Here is an 18251-nt window from a genome sequence, read left to right on the forward strand (position 1 = left end):
GGCCCGTGCTACCTGCCGCCGACCCGGCCGGTGCCGTCGGGGCGGGAGCAGATCCGGTACCAGGGTCCCCTGGAACGACGGTGCCGATCCGTCCGATGACCTTCCGCGAACTCCTCGATGTGCCGTTCGCGCTCATCCAGGCGAATCTGTTCGCGCTGGCCTGGTCCAGCATGCTCGCCCTCGTCAGCGCCGAGCTGCTGGTTGTCGCGATCACCGCGGGGATCTCGACGCTGATCGACGACTCGGACGCAGCGATCGCCTGGGCAGCCATCCTGTCGACCATGGCCAGCGCTTGGCTGCTGCGATTCGTGCTGCGCGGCACGACCGTGGCGATCGGCCTCGCGAGCGTGGCGGGTGCCCCGATCGACTGGCGCACCGCGCTGCGCCGGGTCGGCGCGACGGCCGGGCCGTTGCTGGTGTTCCAGGTGCTCTACACCCTGGTCGGGGTCGGCGTGCTCGCGCTGTCCAGCCTGCTGATCATCACCTTTCCGTTCGGCGTGGCCTGGCTGGGGCAGCTGCGGGCCAAGCGCTTCGTCGCGGTGCCGGTCATGTTCGTCGAGCGGGCCGCGCATCGAACGGCGGCCGAGCGCTCGAAACTCCTTGTCGCCGGCGCCGAATGGCAGACAGCCGCGCTGTGGTTCGCGCAGCGCTGCCTGCTGGTCCTGTTGTCCGTGCCGCTGCTGGGGATTCCGTGGTATCTCTCGGATTTCTCCGGCACCCACCGGTGGCAGGTGATCGTGCTGCTCACCACGGGCGTGCTGATGATCGTCGCGTTCGGCGAGGTCGTCGAGGCGGCGACCAGGGTGGTGTCGTACGTCGACCGGCGCTGCCGCCGTGAGGGTTTGGATATTCACGTCCCGGGTCGTGAGGTGCGATGAACGAGCACGACCCAGTGCCCCCGGCCCAGCCGCGTCTCGGTGCCGCGGCAGACCATCGCGCGGCGGCCGAAAACGCCGCACAGCACCGCGATTTCGACAGCGCGCTGCGCGAACGCTTCCGCGCCGTGCTGCGCGGGCTGGAACAGCGCGGCGTGCTGGAGGTACGGCGGTCGCGCACCGCACGCGAGACCGCGGACGATGCGACCACCGCGCTGCCGCTCGAGGTCGCCGCCGAATTCCACCCGGCGGCACACAGTTTCGACGAGGTCGTCTACGGCGGACGGCGGGCGACCGAAGACGAGTACCGCAGACTCGAATACGCCGACCGGTTCTCCGCGGCGGCACCACCGCCCGCACCGGAACCCACCGAAATCACCGCCACCGAGAAGGCGCCGCGCACCCGCCGGAAGCTGCCACCGCTACCCACGCTGTTGCGCAACCCCAAGTTCTGGGCCGCCCTCGCCGGCGCGGCGGTGCTGCTCCTGCTGCTCTACGGCGCGCTGCAGTCGTGCGGCGCGCCGACAGCGCCGAAACCGCCGCCGCCGCCACCGGACATCCCGAACCCCGAGCCGCCGCGCGACTTCGACCTACCCGGCTTCGGCACCGGTGACGATCCGATCTGGGACCGGCTGCCCGCCGCCGTCTTTTTCGGCGGGCTGCAATTCCTGATCGCCGCCGCACTGGTGGTGTGGTGGCGGGCGCGGCGCCGCGGCGCGCTGGTGCGCGAACCACGACCGGTCGAGGTCGCGGCGAACGAGCTGCTCGCCGGGCAGGCGGCGCTGTATCGGCGCTCGAAGGACCACGAACATGTCGCGGCGAAGCTGCGGGCGGCGACCCTGCGCCGGATCCGCCCGCCGCTCGGCATGGCCGCGGACACCCCACCGGACCGGCTCGTCGCCGCCGTGGCGGCCCGCACCGGTGCGCCGCCGGAGCAGATCGGCCGCGTCCTCTTCGGCGCGGTACCGGACGCGGACACCCTGGAACTCGTTGCCACCCAACTCGACTGGATCGAATCGGAGGTCGGATGACCATCCCCACCACCAAGACCAACCACACCCCCACTGCCGAGGAGGCGGGGGCGGCGTTCGCGGCGTTGCGCGGCGAGATCGGCAAGGCGGTGGTCGGCAACGACAACGCGGTCATCTTCCTGGTGCTCGCCCTGCTGTGCCGGGGCCACGTGCTGCTGGAAGGTGTCCCCGGCGTGGCGAAGACGCTGCTGGTGCGCGCCTTGGCGACGGCGCTGGAGCTCGACCATGCCAGGGTGCAGTTCACCCCAGACCTGATGCCGGGCGATGTCACCGGGTCGCAGATCTACGACCCGCACTCGGCCGAGTTCACCTTCCGGCACGGCCCGGTGTTCACCAATCTGCTGCTGGCCGACGAGATCAACCGCACGCCACCGAAAACCCAATCGGCCCTGCTGGAATCGATGGAGGAGCGACAGGTCTCGGTCGACGGGCAGCCGCGGCCGCTGCCCGATCCGTTCGTCGTGATCGCCACCCAGAACCCGATCGAACAGGAAGGCACCTATCCGCTGCCGGAGGCGCAGCTGGACCGGTTTCTGTTCAAGGTCGACATCCAACTGCCCAGTCGCGACGACGAATTCCGCGTGCTGCAGCGACACGCCGCCGGCTTCGATCCGCGCGACCTGGCCGCAGCGGGGTTGCGCCCGGTGGCGGGGCCCGCACATATCGCCGCGGCGCGCGCCGCGATCGGCAAGGTGACGATCAGCCCCGAGGTGCTCGCCTACGTGGTCGACCTGTGCCGCGCCACCCGGGTGTCCCCCGCCGTCCAGCACGGCGCGTCCACCCGCGGCGCCACCGCGCTGATGGCGGCTTCGCGCGCGTTCGCGTGGCTGAACGGGCGCGGCTTCGTGACCCCGGACGACGTGAAAACCCTTGCCGTGGCCGTCCTTCGGCATCGGCTGCAGTTGCGGCCGGAGGCGGAGCTGGACGGGGTGACCACCGAGAGTGTCATGACGTCGCTGCTGCTTTCGGTCCCGGTCCCGGTGTAGCCCGTGGTCGTCACCGGTCGGCTGGCCGCCGTCGCAGGGCTACTCGCGCTGCTCGTCACCTTCGTCGTCCCGTCGTTGCCCGGCGTGCTCGTCGCGACCTGCGTGCTGGCCGCAGCCCTGCTGTTCGACCTCGGTTCGGTCGGCCGGGCAGGCGATCTCATGCTGTCCAGGCAGCCGCTGACCACGGTGCGGCTCGGCCGGTCCACCGAGGTGGAACTCGTCGCGACCAACACCGGTGCGCGCGCCCTGCGCGGCACCGTGTGGGACGACTGGCCCGACAGTGCCCGCGCCGAAAACCGTACGCACCAGCTCGATCTGGCACCGGCCACCCTGCTCCGCTTCCGCACCACGCTGACACCGGCGTACCGCGGCGACCGGGTGGCCGGGCAGGTCACCGTGCGGCTGATCGGCCCACTCGGCTTGGCGGGCAGGCAGACTCGCCGCACCGTCGCGGCCCGCGTGCGCGCACTGCCACCGTTCCGCAGCGAGCGGCTGCTGCGCTCGAAAGTCAAACGGCTGCAACACCTCGAGGGCCGCAACGTGGCGAATATGCGTGGCCAGGGCACCGAGTTCGACTCGTTCCGCGAATACGTAGCGGGCGACGACGTGCGCGCCATCGACTGGCGCGCCACCGCACGCGCCACCGACGTGCTGGTGCGCACCTGGCGCCCGGAACGCCACCGGCACATGCTGATGCTGCTGGACACCGGTCGGGTGAGCGCGGGCCGGGTCGGTGCGGGCACCCGGCTGGACGCGAGCATCGAGGCCGCGCTGCTGCTCGGCGGTCTCGCCGCCGCCGCGGGCGACTCGGTCGACCTGCTCGCCTACGATCGCGAAGCACGCGCCGAGGTCCGCGGGATCAGCGGAAAGAGCTTGCAGCTGAAGCTGATGCACGCGATGGCGGGCGTCACCCCCGCCCTCGTCGACACCGACAGCGCGGCACTGGTGCGCGCCGCCATCCAGCGCACCCGCCGGCGCAGCCTGGTCGTCTGGTTCACCAGCCTGGACGGCGCCGCCGTGGAGGAGAACCTGCTCCCGGTGCTGCCCACCCTCGCCCAGCGCCACCGCGTGCTGATCGTCTCGGTCACCGACCCCGAGGTCGCCGAGGCCGCCACCCGACGCACCACCCGCGCCGACCTCTACCCCGCGGCCGCTGCCGAGTCCATCCTCGCCGAACGGGCTTTGGTGCAGGAGTCCCTGCGGCGCAAGGGCATTGCGGTGGTCGCCGCCGCCCCCGACCGCCTGCCCGAAGCCCTCGCGGACGAATACCTCGAACTGAAGCAGTCCGGCACGATGTAGTCCCGCCAAGTGCCCTTGTGGAGGCGGGACGGCGGAGGACTATGGAGCACATGTCTGATCTCGCCGCGTTTGTCCGTGGGCTGCCCAAGGCCGAGTTGCATCTGCACCTGGAAGGGACGCTGGAACCGGAGTTGAAGTTCCGGCTGGCCCAGCGCAATGGGATCGAGCTGGCGGAGAAAACTGTGGACGAGGTCAAGCAGACGTACCGGTTCCACGATCTGACCTCGTTCCTGCAGGTCTACTACCCCGCCATGCGAGTGCTGCTGGAGCCCGCGGACTTCCATGATCTGGCGTTCGACTATCTGACCAGGGCACACGCCCAGGGCATCCGGCACGTCGAGATGTTCTTCGACCCGCAGGCACACACCGGGCGCGGTGTCCCGTTCGCCACCGTGCTGGACGGATATCGGTCGGCGATCGTGCGGGCGCGGCGGGAGTTCGGGATCTCGGCCGAGCTGATCCTCTGTTTCCTGCGCGACTACTCCGCGGAATACGCCATGGCAACGCTGCTGGAAGCGCTCCCCTACCGCGACTGGATCATCGGCGTCGGGCTCGACTCGGATGAGCGCGGCAATCCGCCGAGCAAGTTCGCGGCCGTCTTCGCGCGGGCCCGCCGCGAAGGCTTCCTGCTGACCATGCACTGCGACATCGATCAACCGGACTCGATCGAGCACATTCGGCAGGCACTGGAGGACATCGGGGTGGACCGACTCGACCACGGCACGAACATCGTGGAGGACGACCGGCTGGTCGAGCTGGCCAAGGCCAAGGGCATCGGGCTCACCTGCTGTCCGGTCTCGAACTCGTTCGTGACCAGCCAGATGAAATCGGACGAGATCGTCGGGCTGCTGGCGCGCGGGCTCACCGTGACCGTCAACAGTGACGATCCCGCGTACTTCGGCGCGTACGCGGGGGACAACTACCTGGCCCTCGCCGAGCACGCCGGCCTCGACCTCGATCAGTTGGTGGCGCTGGCGAAGAACTCGTTCCGCGCCTCGTGGATCACCCCGGCGCGCCTCGACCTCTTCCTTCGGGAGATCGACGACTACGTCGCCGCCAACCGTCAAGACGCCGGAGCCCGTGCGCAGGACTAAGGACCCACCTGCATCGGCACCTGCCGGAAGACCGGGAACATCGGCGGCGGCAGCACCCGGCGTTGCCGCTCGGCGATGACCGCGCCTAGAACTTGAAGCGGCGGATACCCCGTCGGCACCGGCACCTGGAGCCGCGCGCACACCGCGTCCACCAGCGCGGTGCCCAGCTCGTGCTGCACCACGGGGGTGAGGGTGCGGAACCGGCTCAGATACTGACGCACCGCGAGCGCCAGATCATCCGGCAGCATGGCCAGCGGTAGCGGCCCCGCCCAGCCCGCGAGCCACGGCGGCGCGACCGCGAGCAGCGGCGCGGGCAGCGGTCGCTGAGCATGCACCACCACGGTGCCCGCGAGCACGTCACCGATCCGCCGCGCGTTCGGCGAGCACATCGAGGTGAGCACCGCGACCGCGCCGAACGCGCCGAGCATCCAGAAGTCGACGATCGCACCGGCCAGCCCACGGGTGAGTGCGTGCCGGAAGTCGATCGGGCCGCCGTCCGCGCGCACCACCCGCAGACCCAGCAGCAACTTGCCGAACGTGCGACCACGCCACACGGTTTCGCACGCCACCGGATAGCCCACCAGCACGCCGACGATGGTGACCATTACGGCCACGTCCAGCCACGCCGTGTCCGCGCCGCTGGGCAGCAGGACGCTGATGGTCAGCACGAACAGCACGGCGGCCAGCATGACCTGCACCACCACGTCGATGAGGAAGGCGGTAGCCCTGGTGGGGATCCGGGCGATCGGCAGCTCCAGCGCGACCGCTTCTCCCGTGGTGAATTCAGCCATGTCGATAGCATTCTCCCGAGCGGCGGTACTGGGAGGCAAGCCTGTGGATGTTGACGCGTACAGCTATGCACACCGGAGGGCCTGGGAACGCCTCGATTATCTGTCGACGCGGCGCAAGCTCACCGGTGCCGAGGCGGACGAACTCGTCACGCTGTACCGGCGCACCTCGCAGCAGTTGGCCCGGTTGCAATCGCACAGCCCCGATCCGGAGCTGATCGCCGGGTTGAGCGCGCTGCTGGCCAGGGCGCGCGGCCGGGTGCTCGGCGGCCGGGCCGACACCTGGCCGGAGATCGGCCGGTTCTTCACGCACCGGTTCCCGGCTGCCCTGTATCGGACGTGGCCGTGGTGGGCCGGGGTGGCGGCGGTGTTCCTGCTGGTGTCCGCCGGACTGGCCGGCTGGGTGGCCCGATTCGATTCGGCCCGTACGGTTCTCGGTATTCCGCGGGACACCGGCGCGCTGACGGAGCGGGGCGGTGCCTTCGAGACCTACTACTCCGAACATCCCCAGGGTGCGTTCGCCGCGCAGGTGTGGACGAACAACGCCTGGGTGACCGCGATCGCCTTGTTCACCGGGGTGCTGATCCTGCCTGCGGTGTATCTGCTGTTCATGAACGCGCTCAATCTCGGTGTCTCGGCCGGCTTGATGGCGGAGGCGGGGCGGCTGGATTCGTTCTTCGGGTTCATCCTGCCGCACGGCACGCTCGAGCTGACCGCGATCTTCGTGGCCGGTGGCGTCGGCCTGAAACTCGGTTGGACGCTGATAGATCCGGGTCGGTTGAGCCGGGTGGAGGCGGTGGCGCGGCAGGGCCGGGCGACCGCGACGGTCGCGCTCGGGTTGGTCGCGGTGTTGCTGGTGTGCGGCTGCATCGAGGGATTCGTGACGCCGAGCGCGCTGCCCGCGCCGGTGCGGATCGCCATCGGGTTCACCGCCGAGGCGTTGTTCCTGGTCTATGTGTTCGGAGTTGGCCGCCGTGTGGTATCGGCTCGGGCCGAGGACGTTCCGGGAGCGACCGGAGATGGGTCGGGCGAGGGTCAGTAGACAACCTCGAGCACACACTGAGCGACACGGGTTCGGACACGCGACAGCAACGCTGTGTCACAGAGCGGTTTCGGTGTCCCCCAATTGAGTTCCGCTGGCCGCAGCGAGTCGAGCTCAGCTGCGGCCAGCGTTACCGTTGACTCTACACAATCGTTATCCCGATGCAACCCTCTTCGCTCGTGTCAAGCGTATAAAGCAGCACGCCAGCAAACCCTGGTGACGGCATCGTTTTTCACCGTTCCAGCTAACTTGCAGCTGCGACTTCGGAGCGGTTTCGCGGGACTCGGAAGTACGCGCTCGGGCGAATCCGCAGGTCTGCCCATATCCACTTCGTGGCGGTACAAACATTCTTCGAACCATTAGCTGCACCGTCGACATAGACCTCTCCATCCCCCGGCTGCATGGTGGATGACCTGCGAGTTCGTCGCGAAAAATCAAGGTAGCTAGACAACGGATGAACAGAAAGCGACCATAGGTTTGTTTACAGCGTAATTAACACGATGCATACCCGGTAGGGCGATCCGTACACGTGCATGTGTCTTGTCAAGATCAGGAATAACCAGACACCGAAAGGCAACGAACGGAGCGTCGCGAGCGGGCCGGTTCAGCACCTCGGCCGCAACCTCGAGGCGGGGTGTGATCTTCGCCTCACTGGTCGCGGTACCTCCGGCGAAAACGGCGAAAACGACACTGCGGCAAGCATTCCCCACTTCGGACACACCGGGACAACACGCCGATCAGGACGCCAACTGGGGCTGCACAACCACCGTGTTCGGGTATCGGCCCGGAACGTGCGTCGCGGTCGTCCACAGCCTGGGAGTCGCGCACGCTCCACCGTTGTGGACAGGATCGGCACGGTCCACGCCCGCCCTGCACGCCGCCGACCACCGCTATCGATGTCCACACCTGGGCACCACCGCGCCATCCACAGCGACGGCGTTATCTCGAGTGCTTGCCCACAGGGTTGTCCCCATCCGTCCGGCCGCTCATGCACAGGCCGCACCCAGGCGCTTAGGAGTCGATACCGCCCACATCGCTCGAGGTCGGGACGGCAACGCGCAGATGAACGGCGTTCGGCCATCCCGAAACAACACACAGCATCATCCACAGCCGCGAGCGCCCACCGCCAAACCTGGTGCACCGCAATAATGCACCCAGAACAGGGTGCGACACAGGTCGGCTCGCATCCGTACTCCTCGAGCAGCGCACAGATCTATCCACAAGGTGCGCACGCATCATCAGCTTGTGCATAAACCGCGAACTCGACTGAGCGGCAGCGGTATCCAGCACCCGAAATGGCCGGGCGAAAACGCCGGCGGCTCAGCCGACGCGCAGAATCCCGGTGATCGTGCCCTGCAACACCTGACGTCCGTGGGTGATCAACGGTGAGGTCTGCAGCGGATCATCGACGATGGTGCCGGGCAACGGACGACTGGCGGCCACCGCGCCGGTGTCCGGATCGACCACGGTGAACGCATAACCGTCCAGCGGCGTCGTCGTGTCGAGACCGACCCTGGCCACTGTGTACAGCGCTGCGTCGGCTGTGGATAAATGGGGCACCGCCGCACTGCGCACCGTGTTCTCCCACACTGTGCGGCAACCGTTCTCGTCCACATCGACCCTGGTCATGCCGCCGGTGAACGGCGCGGACGCGGGCACCGCCGGTCCCGCACCGTCGGGCACGGCCGGATACGGATAGCCGTAGGTGCTCGCCACGAACACCGAGCGGCCGATGCCGACCGGTGAATTCTCGCTCCCCGCACCGCCCTTCGTGAGGACCGGTTGCGAACATACGAATTGTCCGCTTCCGGAACGGAATACCAGCGCGTTGACCCGACCGTCGGCGTTGTCGACGATGGTCAGATAGTCGGCACCGGTGTCCGGCCCGAAATAGGTGGGTGTCGATCCGGTACCCCAGCTGAGCTGCCCCGGCTTTCGAGCCGGGCCGCGTTCGTACGCCGCGCGCCACAGCACCTCTGGCCGGCCCGACGAATCCGCCCGCAGTTCGTAGAGCGCATGCGTGGTCGCCACGGCGATCCGTCCGCTCGGCGCCGCCGAAATGCTGTTGGCCACCTGCTCGCCGGCGGGCAACGCCACCGTCGCCGCCGCACCGGACGGCGCGACCGTCCCGACAACACCCTTGCCGGTGGCGAACCAGATGGTGCCCGCCCAATCCGGCACCAACCCGGTCACGTTGTCGCCCAGCGAAATCACCGCCGACAGATCGACCAGTTGTTCGCTGACCAACCGCCACTTACCCGTCGCGTCGCGGGCATGACCCACCCGAAGCAGCCGGTTGTCTCCGTCGACGACCACGAGCCGGTCGTTGTTGTCCAGATACGCGTACACGCCACCGAGCAGACTGCCCTTGCTGAGCGGGAGCGCCGCCAGCGAATGCCCGATCGGTCCTGGCGCAGCGGGGTCGATCAGGTGCACGGTCGGCACCTGACCGACGATCGCCGTGCACAACGCGACCACCAGATTGTCCGAGCCCTCCAGCAATGTCGGGCACGCCGAGGCGAGCGGATAGGCCGAGACCGACACGGCCCCCGCGCCGGGCCCGGCCAGCGGAGTCGCGTCCGACGAACCCGCGTCCCCGTGCATGGTCGCGGTGCCGATCGGCCCGAGATGCGGATTGGGCGGCGCCAGCGGCCCCCATGGTGAGGTCGCCGAGGCGGGGATCGCGGGCAGCAGCGCCATCGAGCAGGCGGCGAGGAAAATCAGTGGTGCACGCATGGCAGTCTTTCGGGTCGGCAACACAGCATCCGATCGAACCGAAACGAACGCCTTCGGCACAGTATTCGAAACGTCGGTGATCCAAATGTGGCCGGTCGCCCGGCGTCTTCGCATGCCCGAAGTGACAACGCAAGTGCGCCTACGATGGCGCCATGAACGGTCTGCGTGCCCGGTTGTTGTCGACCTTGGCCGGTCAGCTCGGCAATCCACACGGATTGCTCGGCAAGGGTGTGGCGTTCATGCTCAATCGCGGCAACAAGCGCGCCATCGCCGCCGCGGTGACGGCCGCCGCGATCACCGAGAGCGAGACCGCGGCCGACCTCGGATTCGGCGGCGGCGCCGGGCTTTCCCTGCTGCTCGACCGCGTCGGAGCCAACGGCATCGTGCATGGGATAGAGCTCTCCGCCGACATGCTCGCCCGCGCCCGCGCCGGCTATCCGCGCGAAACCGCCGCGGGCCGACTGCGTCTCGCCGAAGGTTCGCTCACCGCGCTGCCGCTCGCCGACGACAGCCTCGACGCCGCGATCACGGTCAACACCGTCTACTTCGTGCCGGAGCTGGACGCGGTCTGCACCGAGCTCGCCCGCGTCATCCGGCCCGGCGGCAGGCTGGTCATCGGCATCGGCGACCCGGACGCCATGGCGAAGCTGCCGTTCACCCGGTACGGCTTCACGCTGCGCCCGGTCGCCGACGTCATTGCCGCGCTCGAGAAGTCGGGCTGTGTCGTCACTCATGAGCAGCTGCCGAACCCGCCGATTCCGCATCATCTGCTGATCGCGACGAAGCCCGCGTAATTCCGTGCCCGACTACATCAACGCGCCGCCGTCGATCCGGATCTCGGTGCCGGTCATGTAGCGGCCGTCGTCCGAGGCGACCATCGCGACCACACCGGCGATGTCTTCCGGACTACCGAGCGCACCACCGTTGAGCCAGCCGGTCATCCGCGCGAACAGCTTCGGATCGAAGCCCTCCGGCTGGTCCAGAATCGATTTCGTGGTGATACCGCTGGTGATCCCCGCGGGCACGATGTTCACCGCGCGCAGGCCCTGCTTGGCGTACTCCAGCGCGATCGCGTGGGTGAACGCGTTGACGCCGCCCTTCGACGCCGCATACGCCGCGAGGTAGGGCGCGGCACTGAAGGCCGCGGTCGAGGACACGTTGACGACCACCCCGTGCCCGGAGTCGACCAGCGCGGGCAGCGCCACCTGGGTCATCAGGAAGGTGCCGGTGAGATTCACCGAGATCACCTGATTCCAGGCGTCGAGCGGCATCTCGTGGGTGCGGGCCGGGCGCAGGATGCCCGCGGCGTTCACCAGCACGTCGAGTCCGCCGAGGAACTCGAGCGCCGTCGCGGTCGCGGTACCGACCGACGCCGGGTCCGCGATGTTCACCGTGACCGTTCGCAATCGGTCGGCGGCGTCGCCCGCCTTCTCCGCCGTGGCCGCCAGCCCCGGCTCATCGATGTCGGCGGCGACCAGCTGGGCCCCCTCGTCCAACAACCGCAGGGCGACGCCCTGTCCGATGCCGGAGCCTGCTCCCGTCACCACCACGCGGCGGCCGTCATATCTGCGCATGCCAAGAATTAGAACAGGTTCTCATTGTGAGTCAAGACACTTCCGCGGTCTCGTTTCGCCGACGCCGAACTGGAACACGTTCTAGTCTGAGCGGATGTCGCACGACGCGTTCCAACCGGCCATGCTCGGGCCGGTCCAGTTGCGCAACCGGATCATCAAGGCCGCGACCTTCGAGGGACGCACGCCCGACGCCTTGGTCACCGCCGAGCTCATCGACTTCCATCGCGCGGTCGCCGCGGGCGGTGCCGGCCTGACCACGGTTGCCTACTGCGCGGTCGCGCCCGAGGGCAGAACCGACCGGCACCAGATCTGGATGCGGCCCGAGGCGGTGCCCGGGTTACGACGGCTCACCGACGCGGTGCACAGCGCGGGCGGCGCGGTATCGGCGCAATTGGGCCATGCCGGCCCCGTGGCGAACGCCGCCTCCAATCGCGCGCCCGCCCTCGCGCCGAGCAAGCAGTTCAGTCCGATCAGCCTGCGACTCACCCACGCGGCTACCTCGGCCGACATCCGGCGGATCATCGCCGCCCACGCCCGCGCCGCCCGGCTCGCGGTGGACGCCGGATTCGACGCCGTGGAACTGCATTTCGGGCACAACTATCTGATCAGCTCGTTCCTCAGCCCGGCCTTGAACAAGCGCTCGGACGAGTTCGGCGGCACCCTGGTCCACCGCGCCGAGCTGGCCAGGCAGACCGCGGACGCGGTGCGGCAGGAGGTCGGCGACGAGATCGCGGTACTCGCAAAGTTCAATATGGACGACGGCGTACGCGGCGGCTTCGGCGGCGACGAAAGCCTGTCCGTCGCACGGTGGCTCGCGCGCGACGGCAACCTCGACGCGCTCGAGCTCACCGTCGGCAGTTCGCTGCGCAATCCGATGTATCTGTTCCGCGGCGACGTGCCGCTGCGCGAGTTCGCCGACCAGTTCCCGCCGCCGCAGCGCTGGGGTATTCGCTTCGCGGGCCGCCGATTTCTGCGCACCTATCCGTACCAGGAGGCCTACCTGCTCGAGCAGGCGCTGCGCTTCCGAGCGGAACTGGACCTGCCGCTGGTGTTGCTCGGCGGCATCGCCTCGCGCGGTGCCATCGAGACCGCGATGTCGCATGGCTTCGAGTTCGTCGCCATGGCTCGCGCGCTCCTGCACGATCCGGGGTTGGTCAACCGCCTGCGCGCCGACGCGGCCGGCGTGTCCGGGTGTACCCATTGCAATCGCTGTATGCCGACCATCTATCGGGGCACGCATTGTGTGCTGACTTCGCCGGTGTCGGCGATCTAGCCCGAGACAGCGAGAAGGCCCGGTCCTGATGGACCGGGCCTTCTTTCGGCGGGTCGAACCACAACGGTCGGCGATGTGGTTCACGACGTCAGGTCGACATTGATCAGCCCGACGCCGATTTCGCCATTCTCACCGGTGCAGCAATCAGACGGGCTTGGCCGCGGAGGCAGTCAGCTCCGGACCGACGATCGACACCCATTCGTTCATCTCCGGAGAATCGTCCTTCGCGATTGCCGCGACATCCTGCCTATTGCAGCCGTTGCCGACGGGAACACCGTCGAAACGCTCCTGCAGCCACTGATATGTGCCCGGCACCGACAAGAATGCCTGCGAGTAGGCCTCGCCGATTTGGATGCGCCGGTAGGTGATCTGCCCGTCGTTCTGGCAGTAGGTATCCACCAGTCGGTCGGTCGCGTAGGCGGGCATAATCCAGTCACCCATCGACTGGAAGATATATGTCGGCCGGTCCGGCGTCGCATTTCCCATCTTCACCTGATCCAGCACCTTGCTCGGGAGCGGCTCACGCGTCACGTCGGGTGTATCGAACAGTCCCTTGATGTTCAGGTTCGGGAAACTCGAAACCGACCAGCCCTGGCACACATTGCTGTGCACGGTGCGCAGGCCCTGGCCCAGCGGATTCATGTGCTGATCCAGATAGGTCTGCAATTCCGGGTATTCGCGACTCAGGCCGATGATGCCCGCGAACACCGTCCCGGCGGCGGGACCATTGTTCTGATAGTCGACCAGGTCCCGCAGGTCCGCCGCGGTGGAGCCGGAGACGGTGCCGACCAGGTTGACGTCCGGTGCGTAGGTCGCGCGCTGCTCAGCGGCGTGCATCGTCGGGATGGAACCACCCGAGTCGCCCCACAGGCCGACCTTGGTGTCGCGGCCCTGATGCAGCTCCATCGGCTTGAAGTTCTCCGCGGCCCGGATGCCGTCGAGAGTGATCCGGCCCGCCAGCGGGCCCGCGGCGAAGGCGGAGAGCAGGCCTTCGTGATCGGGAATGGAGACGCCCCAACCCTTCGTGACCGCGTAAAGGGCCATCGGCAGCATGAAATTCGGGCCCATCGTGCCCGCGTAGTTCGGCGGCAGCGCCAACAGCTGGCTGGTGTACGACGGCGCGCAGTGCGCCGCGACCGCGTCCTCCGGGATCTGCACCGACACCAGATTCGTCGGCGCCTTGCCGCGCGGCTTCATCACCGTGGTGACCGCCGCGATCGGTTCATCGCGACTGTTGTTCGACCGGTAGGACAGCTGCCACGCGTCCACGTCCGGCTGAATGATCGACTGGAACGCGGGATGCACTTCACGCGCGGCGATGATCTCGCCCGGCTGCTTGGCCGCGACAACATCGCGCGGCGGATTGAGAAACACTTGGTCCTCGGCAGGCATTGCCGGCGGAGTCAGTGCGGGCTGAATCGGTACATAGTCATCCGACGCGCACGGGCACGCCGCGGCAAAGCCTGCGGTGGCCACTTGAATCACGACCGCGGCCCCCGCGGCCAACATCGTTGCCCGCCCATATCGGCGATGCCGTGTTTTGAACATGTTCATACCTGATCCTTCAGCTGAGGGAGAGGTGCATGACAAGCCGTGACCGGAAGTCGCAGCACCAAATCCCCGACGAATGCAGGTATTTGCGAAGTGACCACTCCGGTGTGAGCCGCCGCAATCGTAGATGAACATTTGAATAATCCGGCGCGAAACGCGAGAGAGAACGCATTCAAATCACCTCTACCACCCACAACACCACTCCCCCAACCCCCAATTAACTTCCGCCCGATACCTTTTCCGCACCTATCCGGCCCGAAATGTCCGATGTGAAAACACGTCACCGGCCAAAGAGAACAGTCACGTACACAATCCGAAATAACCGAAAATAACGCCCACTGGGCGGATTTCACGTCGGACAAACCTGTGGATATCAGCAGTTGTCCACAGCTTGTGGATATACCTCCACACCCTGAGCCCTCGCATCCCCGAGAACCCCACTCCACCAACCCGAGTCACCAGGACCCCCACCGATCCCGGTGCCCGGAAACGAAACACGGCAGCCACTGAAGTCTCGTTCACCCGCGAACACACCCGACGGACACGACGATCATGGAAGTCACAAACAGCCGCGAAGGCGGTACACCTCACACCACACGCAGCAGCCGGGAACTCGAGCACTCCAAGGCAACGTCCGCGCCCCACAGATCGCGCTCGTTCACCAGCAACGCCCGCCGCCCCACACACGCAACCCACGCGCGGGGCAACCATCGACCTGGGGAGTTCGGGGGGCGAAGCCCCGCCGAGCGGGGCATGGGGGCTGCGCCCCCATATAACACTGAACGAAACGAGAAAAGCTCGCGCTCTTTGCGAGCACGAGCTTCCCCGAGTGAAGTGGGCGAAGGGGGACTTGAACCCCCACGTCCCGAAGGACACTGGCACCTGAAGCCAGCGCGTCTGCCATTCCGCCACTCGCCCGAGCGACTCGGAGACAGTATCACGCAGTCCGCGTCGACACGAAATCGGCTGTGTGGGGCCGTGACGCGGGGGCTGGACAAGCGCGGGAACCCGCTGATCGTGCCAAGAGTTACAGGTGTGGACGATCGTGGATATCATGCAATGAACGTGCTCGATGGGCGACACGCCATATGCGTGTGTCGTTGTTACGTATCAGCAGAAGAGACGCTCACCGAAGGGAGGCCGGAATGGGCATCGTTTCACGGTTCGAGCGTCGTCTTCAGGGCGCCGTCGGTGATGTGTTCGCCAGGGTGTTCGGCGGCAACGTCGTGCCCCAGGAGGTGGAGGCGGCGCTGCAACGGGAGGCCGCTGATCATGTCCAAGAGCTCGACGGCGGGCACCTGTTGGCACCCAACAGCTATGTGATCACTATCAATTCCTCCGATCACCAGCAGTTGGACGCCGATCACGACCTCACCACCCGCGCGTTCGCCAAACACCTGCAGGATTACATCCGCGAGCAAGGCTGGCAGACCTACGGCGAAGTACACGTGGCGTTCGAGGCATCCCCTACGCTGCACACCGGACAGTTCAGGGCTAGCGGCCGGGTCGATCCGGACGTCGGCCGCGGAGCTACACCAGCTCACAGCCCTGAACGCACGCCACAACGACCTGCAAACCCGCAACCAGGAGCTGGCCCCATGACGCAGAACTCAGGCTACGACCCGAGCCGTGAGCCCGCGGAGTCCGATCCACGCAACCGCGGGTACGCCCCACCGCCTGCCGGTCGCGGCGGCGCGCAGAACGGCGCGTACCGGGAGGACTACGGTCGCGGCGCGGCGCCCTACGGCGCCGACTATCCGGCGCCGGAGGGTCAGCAGGGTTACGGCGACTACCAGAACGGCTACGACTACCAGCAGGGTGGCCAGGCCTACGGTCAGCCGGGGTATCAGGAGCCGGGCTACGCCGCCCAGCAGCCGGGCTACGCCGATCGCGGTTACGGGCAGCCGGGTTACCAGGAGCCCGCGTACGGCCAGCCGGGCTATCAGGAACCGCCGGCCTACGGTCAGCCGGGCTACCAGGAGCCGGGCTACGGCCAGCAGGGTTACGCCCAGCAAGGTTACGGCGATCAGGCGTACGCGGATCCGGCCTACGGCCAGCAAGGCGCGGGCTACGCCCAGCCGGGCTACGGCCAGCAGGGTTACCAGGAGCCCGGTTACGGCGAACAGGCCTACGCCGAGCCCGCTGCCTACGGCCAGGATGACCAGGGCGGTTACGGCCAGGCCTACTCGCAGCAGCCCGGGTACGGCGCGCAGCCGGGCTACGGTGCCGCGCCCGCGTATGCCGCTCCCCCGCAGGCGGGTTCGGGCTACTCCGCGACTCTTCAGCTCGACGACGGCAGCGGCCGCACGTACCAGTTGCGTGAGGGCAGCAACATCATCGGCCGTGGCCAGGACGCGCATTTCCGGCTGCCCGACACCGGTGTCTCGCGCAGGCACATCGAGGTCCGCTGGGACGGGCAGACCGCCATGCTCTCGGATCTGGGTTCCACCAACGGCACGCTGGTCAACGGTTCCCCCGTGCAAGACTGGCAGCTCGCCGACGGGGACGTGATCCGCGCCGGGCACTCCGAGATCCTGATCCGTATCGTCTGATCCCGTAAGCTCGCGATGCAGGTCACGACTTGGCCATCAAGGATTCGTCGGTCGTATCGTGATCGAACTCGACCTACGGCCCTATGATGCTGCCAACACACGCACGGCACCGGAACCCGGGGTCGGCAAGACCAGCATGCTGGTGGGGGTGGTCGAACCGCACCTACGGCACCGACATACACGGTCGAACAGGAGGTGGAACGCCGTGCAGGGACTGATCCTGCAACTGACCCGTGCGGGGTTCCTGCTGCTGTTGTGGTTGTTCGTGTGGGCGGTGCTGCGCACCTTGCGCAGCGACATCTACGCGGCATCCGGCATACGGATACAGCCCAGGGCCGCACGCGGTTCCGCGGTGCTGCCCTCCTTCAGCCGGGGCCAGAAGGGCGCCAAATTTCTTGTGGTGACTCAAGGTTCACTCGCCGGCACCCGCATCTCGCTAGGCACCCAACCGGTGCTCATCGGGCGTGCGGACGACTCCACGCTGGTGCTCACCGATGATTACGCCTCGACCAGACATGCGCGACTGTCCCCGCGTGGCGATGATTGGTACGTCGAAGACCTCGGCTCGACGAACGGCACCTACCTCGATCGCGCGAAAGTCACCACTGCCGTGCGGGTTCCGCTCGGCACGCCTGTCCGTGTCGGCAAAACAGTGATCGAGTTGCGATCGTGACACTCGTTCTCCGCTACGCAGCGCGTAGCGACCGCGGTCTCGTCCGGGGCAACAACGAAGACTCCGTCTACGCCGGCGCGCGATTACTCGCGCTCGCCGACGGCATGGGTGGCCATGCCGCGGGCGAGGTGGCGTCGCAGTTGATGATCGCCGCCCTGGCCCATCTGGACGACGACGAGCCCGGCGACGATCTGCTCGGCAAGCTGGATTCGGCGACCCGAGAGGGCAACGCCGCCATCGCCGATCAGGTCGAGGAGGAGCCCGAACTCGACGGGATGGGCACCACGCTCACCGCGATCCTGTTCGCAGGCAAGAAGCTCGGCCTGGTGCACATCGGCGACTCCCGTGCCTATCTGCTGCGCGGCGGCGAACTGGCGCAGATCACCAGGGACGACACGTTCGTCCAGTCACTGGTGGACGAGGGCCGGATCACGCCCGAGCAGGCGCACACGCACCCGCAGCGCTCGCTGATCATGCGCGCGCTCACCGGCAACGAGATCGAGCCGACGCTGATCATGCGCGAGGCCCGCGCCGGGGACCGCTACCTGCTGTGCTCGGACGGCCTCTCCGATGTGGTGAGCGATGAGACCATCGCGAACACCATGCGCGAGGGCACCACCGACGAATGTGCCGACCGGCTCATCGAACTCGCGTTGCGCAGCGGCGGACCGGACAATGTCACCGTCGTCGTCGCGGACGTGATCGATCTCGACTACGGCCAGAGTCACCCGATCGTGGCCGGTGCCGCGTCCGGGGTGGACGAGGACACACCACCGC

General features: G+C 67.6%; 15 protein-coding genes and 1 tRNA gene. 11 read left to right on the top strand and 5 right to left on the bottom strand.

What is annotated here, in order from left to right; genetic code table 11:
- Positions 1 to 80 precede the first annotated feature (80 nt).
- From NN4_RS29425 to add, 5 genes are read left to right on the top strand one after another with little or no spacing between them, the layout of a single operon-like run.
- The gene (locus NN4_RS29425) at positions 81 to 878 is read left to right on the top strand and encodes a hypothetical protein (protein ID WP_246181152.1); all 798 of its coding nucleotides are present in this window, start codon (positions 81 to 83) and stop codon (positions 876 to 878) included.
- Positions 875 to 1906, top strand: coding sequence for a DUF4129 domain-containing protein (locus NN4_RS29430; protein ID WP_147138377.1), 1032 nt, complete (start codon positions 875 to 877; stop codon positions 1904 to 1906). Before NN4_RS29425 ends, NN4_RS29430 begins: the two co-directional genes overlap by 4 nt.
- Positions 1903 to 2892 (top strand): AAA family ATPase, encoded by a 990-nt coding sequence (locus NN4_RS29435; protein WP_147138379.1) that lies wholly within the window; start codon positions 1903 to 1905, stop codon positions 2890 to 2892. The genes NN4_RS29430 and NN4_RS29435 overlap by 4 nt, the downstream gene beginning before the upstream one ends.
- 3 nt (positions 2893 to 2895) lie before the next feature.
- Positions 2896 to 4191, top strand: coding sequence for a DUF58 domain-containing protein (locus NN4_RS29440; RefSeq protein ID WP_147138382.1), 1296 nt, complete (start codon positions 2896 to 2898; stop codon positions 4189 to 4191).
- Positions 4192 to 4241: 50 nt separating this feature from the next.
- Complete coding sequence (add, locus tag NN4_RS29445; protein ID WP_147138383.1) at positions 4242 to 5285, top strand: adenosine deaminase; 1044 nt, start codon at positions 4242 to 4244, stop codon at positions 5283 to 5285.
- Here the strand turns inward: add and NN4_RS29450 are convergent.
- On the bottom strand, positions 5282 to 6076 hold the full coding sequence (locus NN4_RS29450; RefSeq protein WP_147138385.1) for an RDD family protein: 795 nt from the start codon (positions 6074 to 6076) through the stop codon (positions 5282 to 5284). The two genes, add and NN4_RS29450, sit on opposite strands and share 4 nt — an antisense overlap.
- A 43-nt stretch (positions 6077 to 6119) precedes the next feature.
- On the opposite strand from NN4_RS29450, the gene NN4_RS29455 reads away from it, so the two are divergent.
- Positions 6120 to 7115, top strand: a complete 996-nt coding sequence (locus NN4_RS29455) for a stage II sporulation protein M (protein ID WP_147138387.1) — start codon at positions 6120 to 6122, stop codon at positions 7113 to 7115.
- A 1320-nt stretch (positions 7116 to 8435) separates the two neighbouring features.
- On the opposite strand, the gene NN4_RS29460 is transcribed toward NN4_RS29455, so the two are convergent.
- Positions 8436 to 9851 carry a hypothetical protein gene (locus NN4_RS29460; RefSeq protein ID WP_147138389.1) on the bottom strand — a complete coding sequence of 472 codons (1416 nt, stop codon included), beginning with the start codon at positions 9849 to 9851 and terminating at the stop codon, positions 8436 to 8438.
- Between the two features lie 152 nt (positions 9852 to 10003).
- Between NN4_RS29460 and NN4_RS29465 the strand changes: the two genes are divergently transcribed.
- Positions 10004 to 10645: a class I SAM-dependent methyltransferase gene (locus tag NN4_RS29465; protein ID WP_147138391.1), complete on the top strand. Its 642-nt coding sequence runs from the start codon at positions 10004 to 10006 to the stop codon at positions 10643 to 10645.
- Between the two features lie 12 nt (positions 10646 to 10657).
- Here NN4_RS29465 and NN4_RS29470 read toward each other — a convergent pair whose 3' ends face one another.
- Entirely contained in the window at positions 10658 to 11425 is a 768-nt protein-coding gene (locus NN4_RS29470; protein WP_147138393.1) for an SDR family NAD(P)-dependent oxidoreductase, read from the bottom strand.
- A 94-nt stretch (positions 11426 to 11519) separates the two neighbouring features.
- Here NN4_RS29470 and NN4_RS29475 point away from each other — a divergent pair, with 94 nt between their 5' ends.
- Positions 11520 to 12698, top strand: a complete 1179-nt coding sequence (locus NN4_RS29475; protein WP_147138394.1) for an NADH:flavin oxidoreductase — start codon at positions 11520 to 11522, stop codon at positions 12696 to 12698.
- 144 nt (positions 12699 to 12842) lie between these two features.
- Here NN4_RS29475 and NN4_RS29480 read toward each other — a convergent pair whose 3' ends face one another.
- The gene (locus NN4_RS29480) at positions 12843 to 14252 is read right to left on the bottom strand and encodes a lipase family protein (RefSeq protein WP_246181153.1); all 1410 of its coding nucleotides are present in this window, start codon (positions 14250 to 14252) and stop codon (positions 12843 to 12845) included.
- A gap of 832 nt (positions 14253 to 15084) precedes the next feature.
- A tRNA-Leu gene (locus tag NN4_RS29485) sits at positions 15085 to 15167 on the bottom strand.
- Between the two features lie 227 nt (positions 15168 to 15394).
- Here NN4_RS29485 and NN4_RS29490 point away from each other — a divergent pair.
- The 3 genes from NN4_RS29490 to NN4_RS29500 form a co-directional block, all read left to right on the top strand.
- On the top strand, positions 15395 to 16801 hold the full coding sequence (locus NN4_RS29490) for an FHA domain-containing protein (RefSeq protein WP_147138396.1): 1407 nt from the start codon (positions 15395 to 15397) through the stop codon (positions 16799 to 16801).
- Positions 16802 to 17006: 205 nt separating this feature from the next.
- The gene (locus NN4_RS29495; RefSeq protein ID WP_014980860.1) at positions 17007 to 17474 is read left to right on the top strand and encodes an FHA domain-containing protein FhaB/FipA; all 468 of its coding nucleotides are present in this window, start codon (positions 17007 to 17009) and stop codon (positions 17472 to 17474) included.
- Positions 17471 to 18251, top strand: a 781-nt coding sequence (locus NN4_RS29500) for a PP2C family protein-serine/threonine phosphatase (protein ID WP_147138398.1), incomplete at its 3' end; no start/stop codon positions are given. The genes NN4_RS29495 and NN4_RS29500, both read left to right, overlap by 4 nt.

This window comes from Nocardia ninae NBRC 108245 (genome assembly GCF_007990755.1).
GTDB classification, from domain to species: domain Bacteria; phylum Actinomycetota; class Actinomycetes; order Mycobacteriales; family Mycobacteriaceae; genus Nocardia; species Nocardia ninae.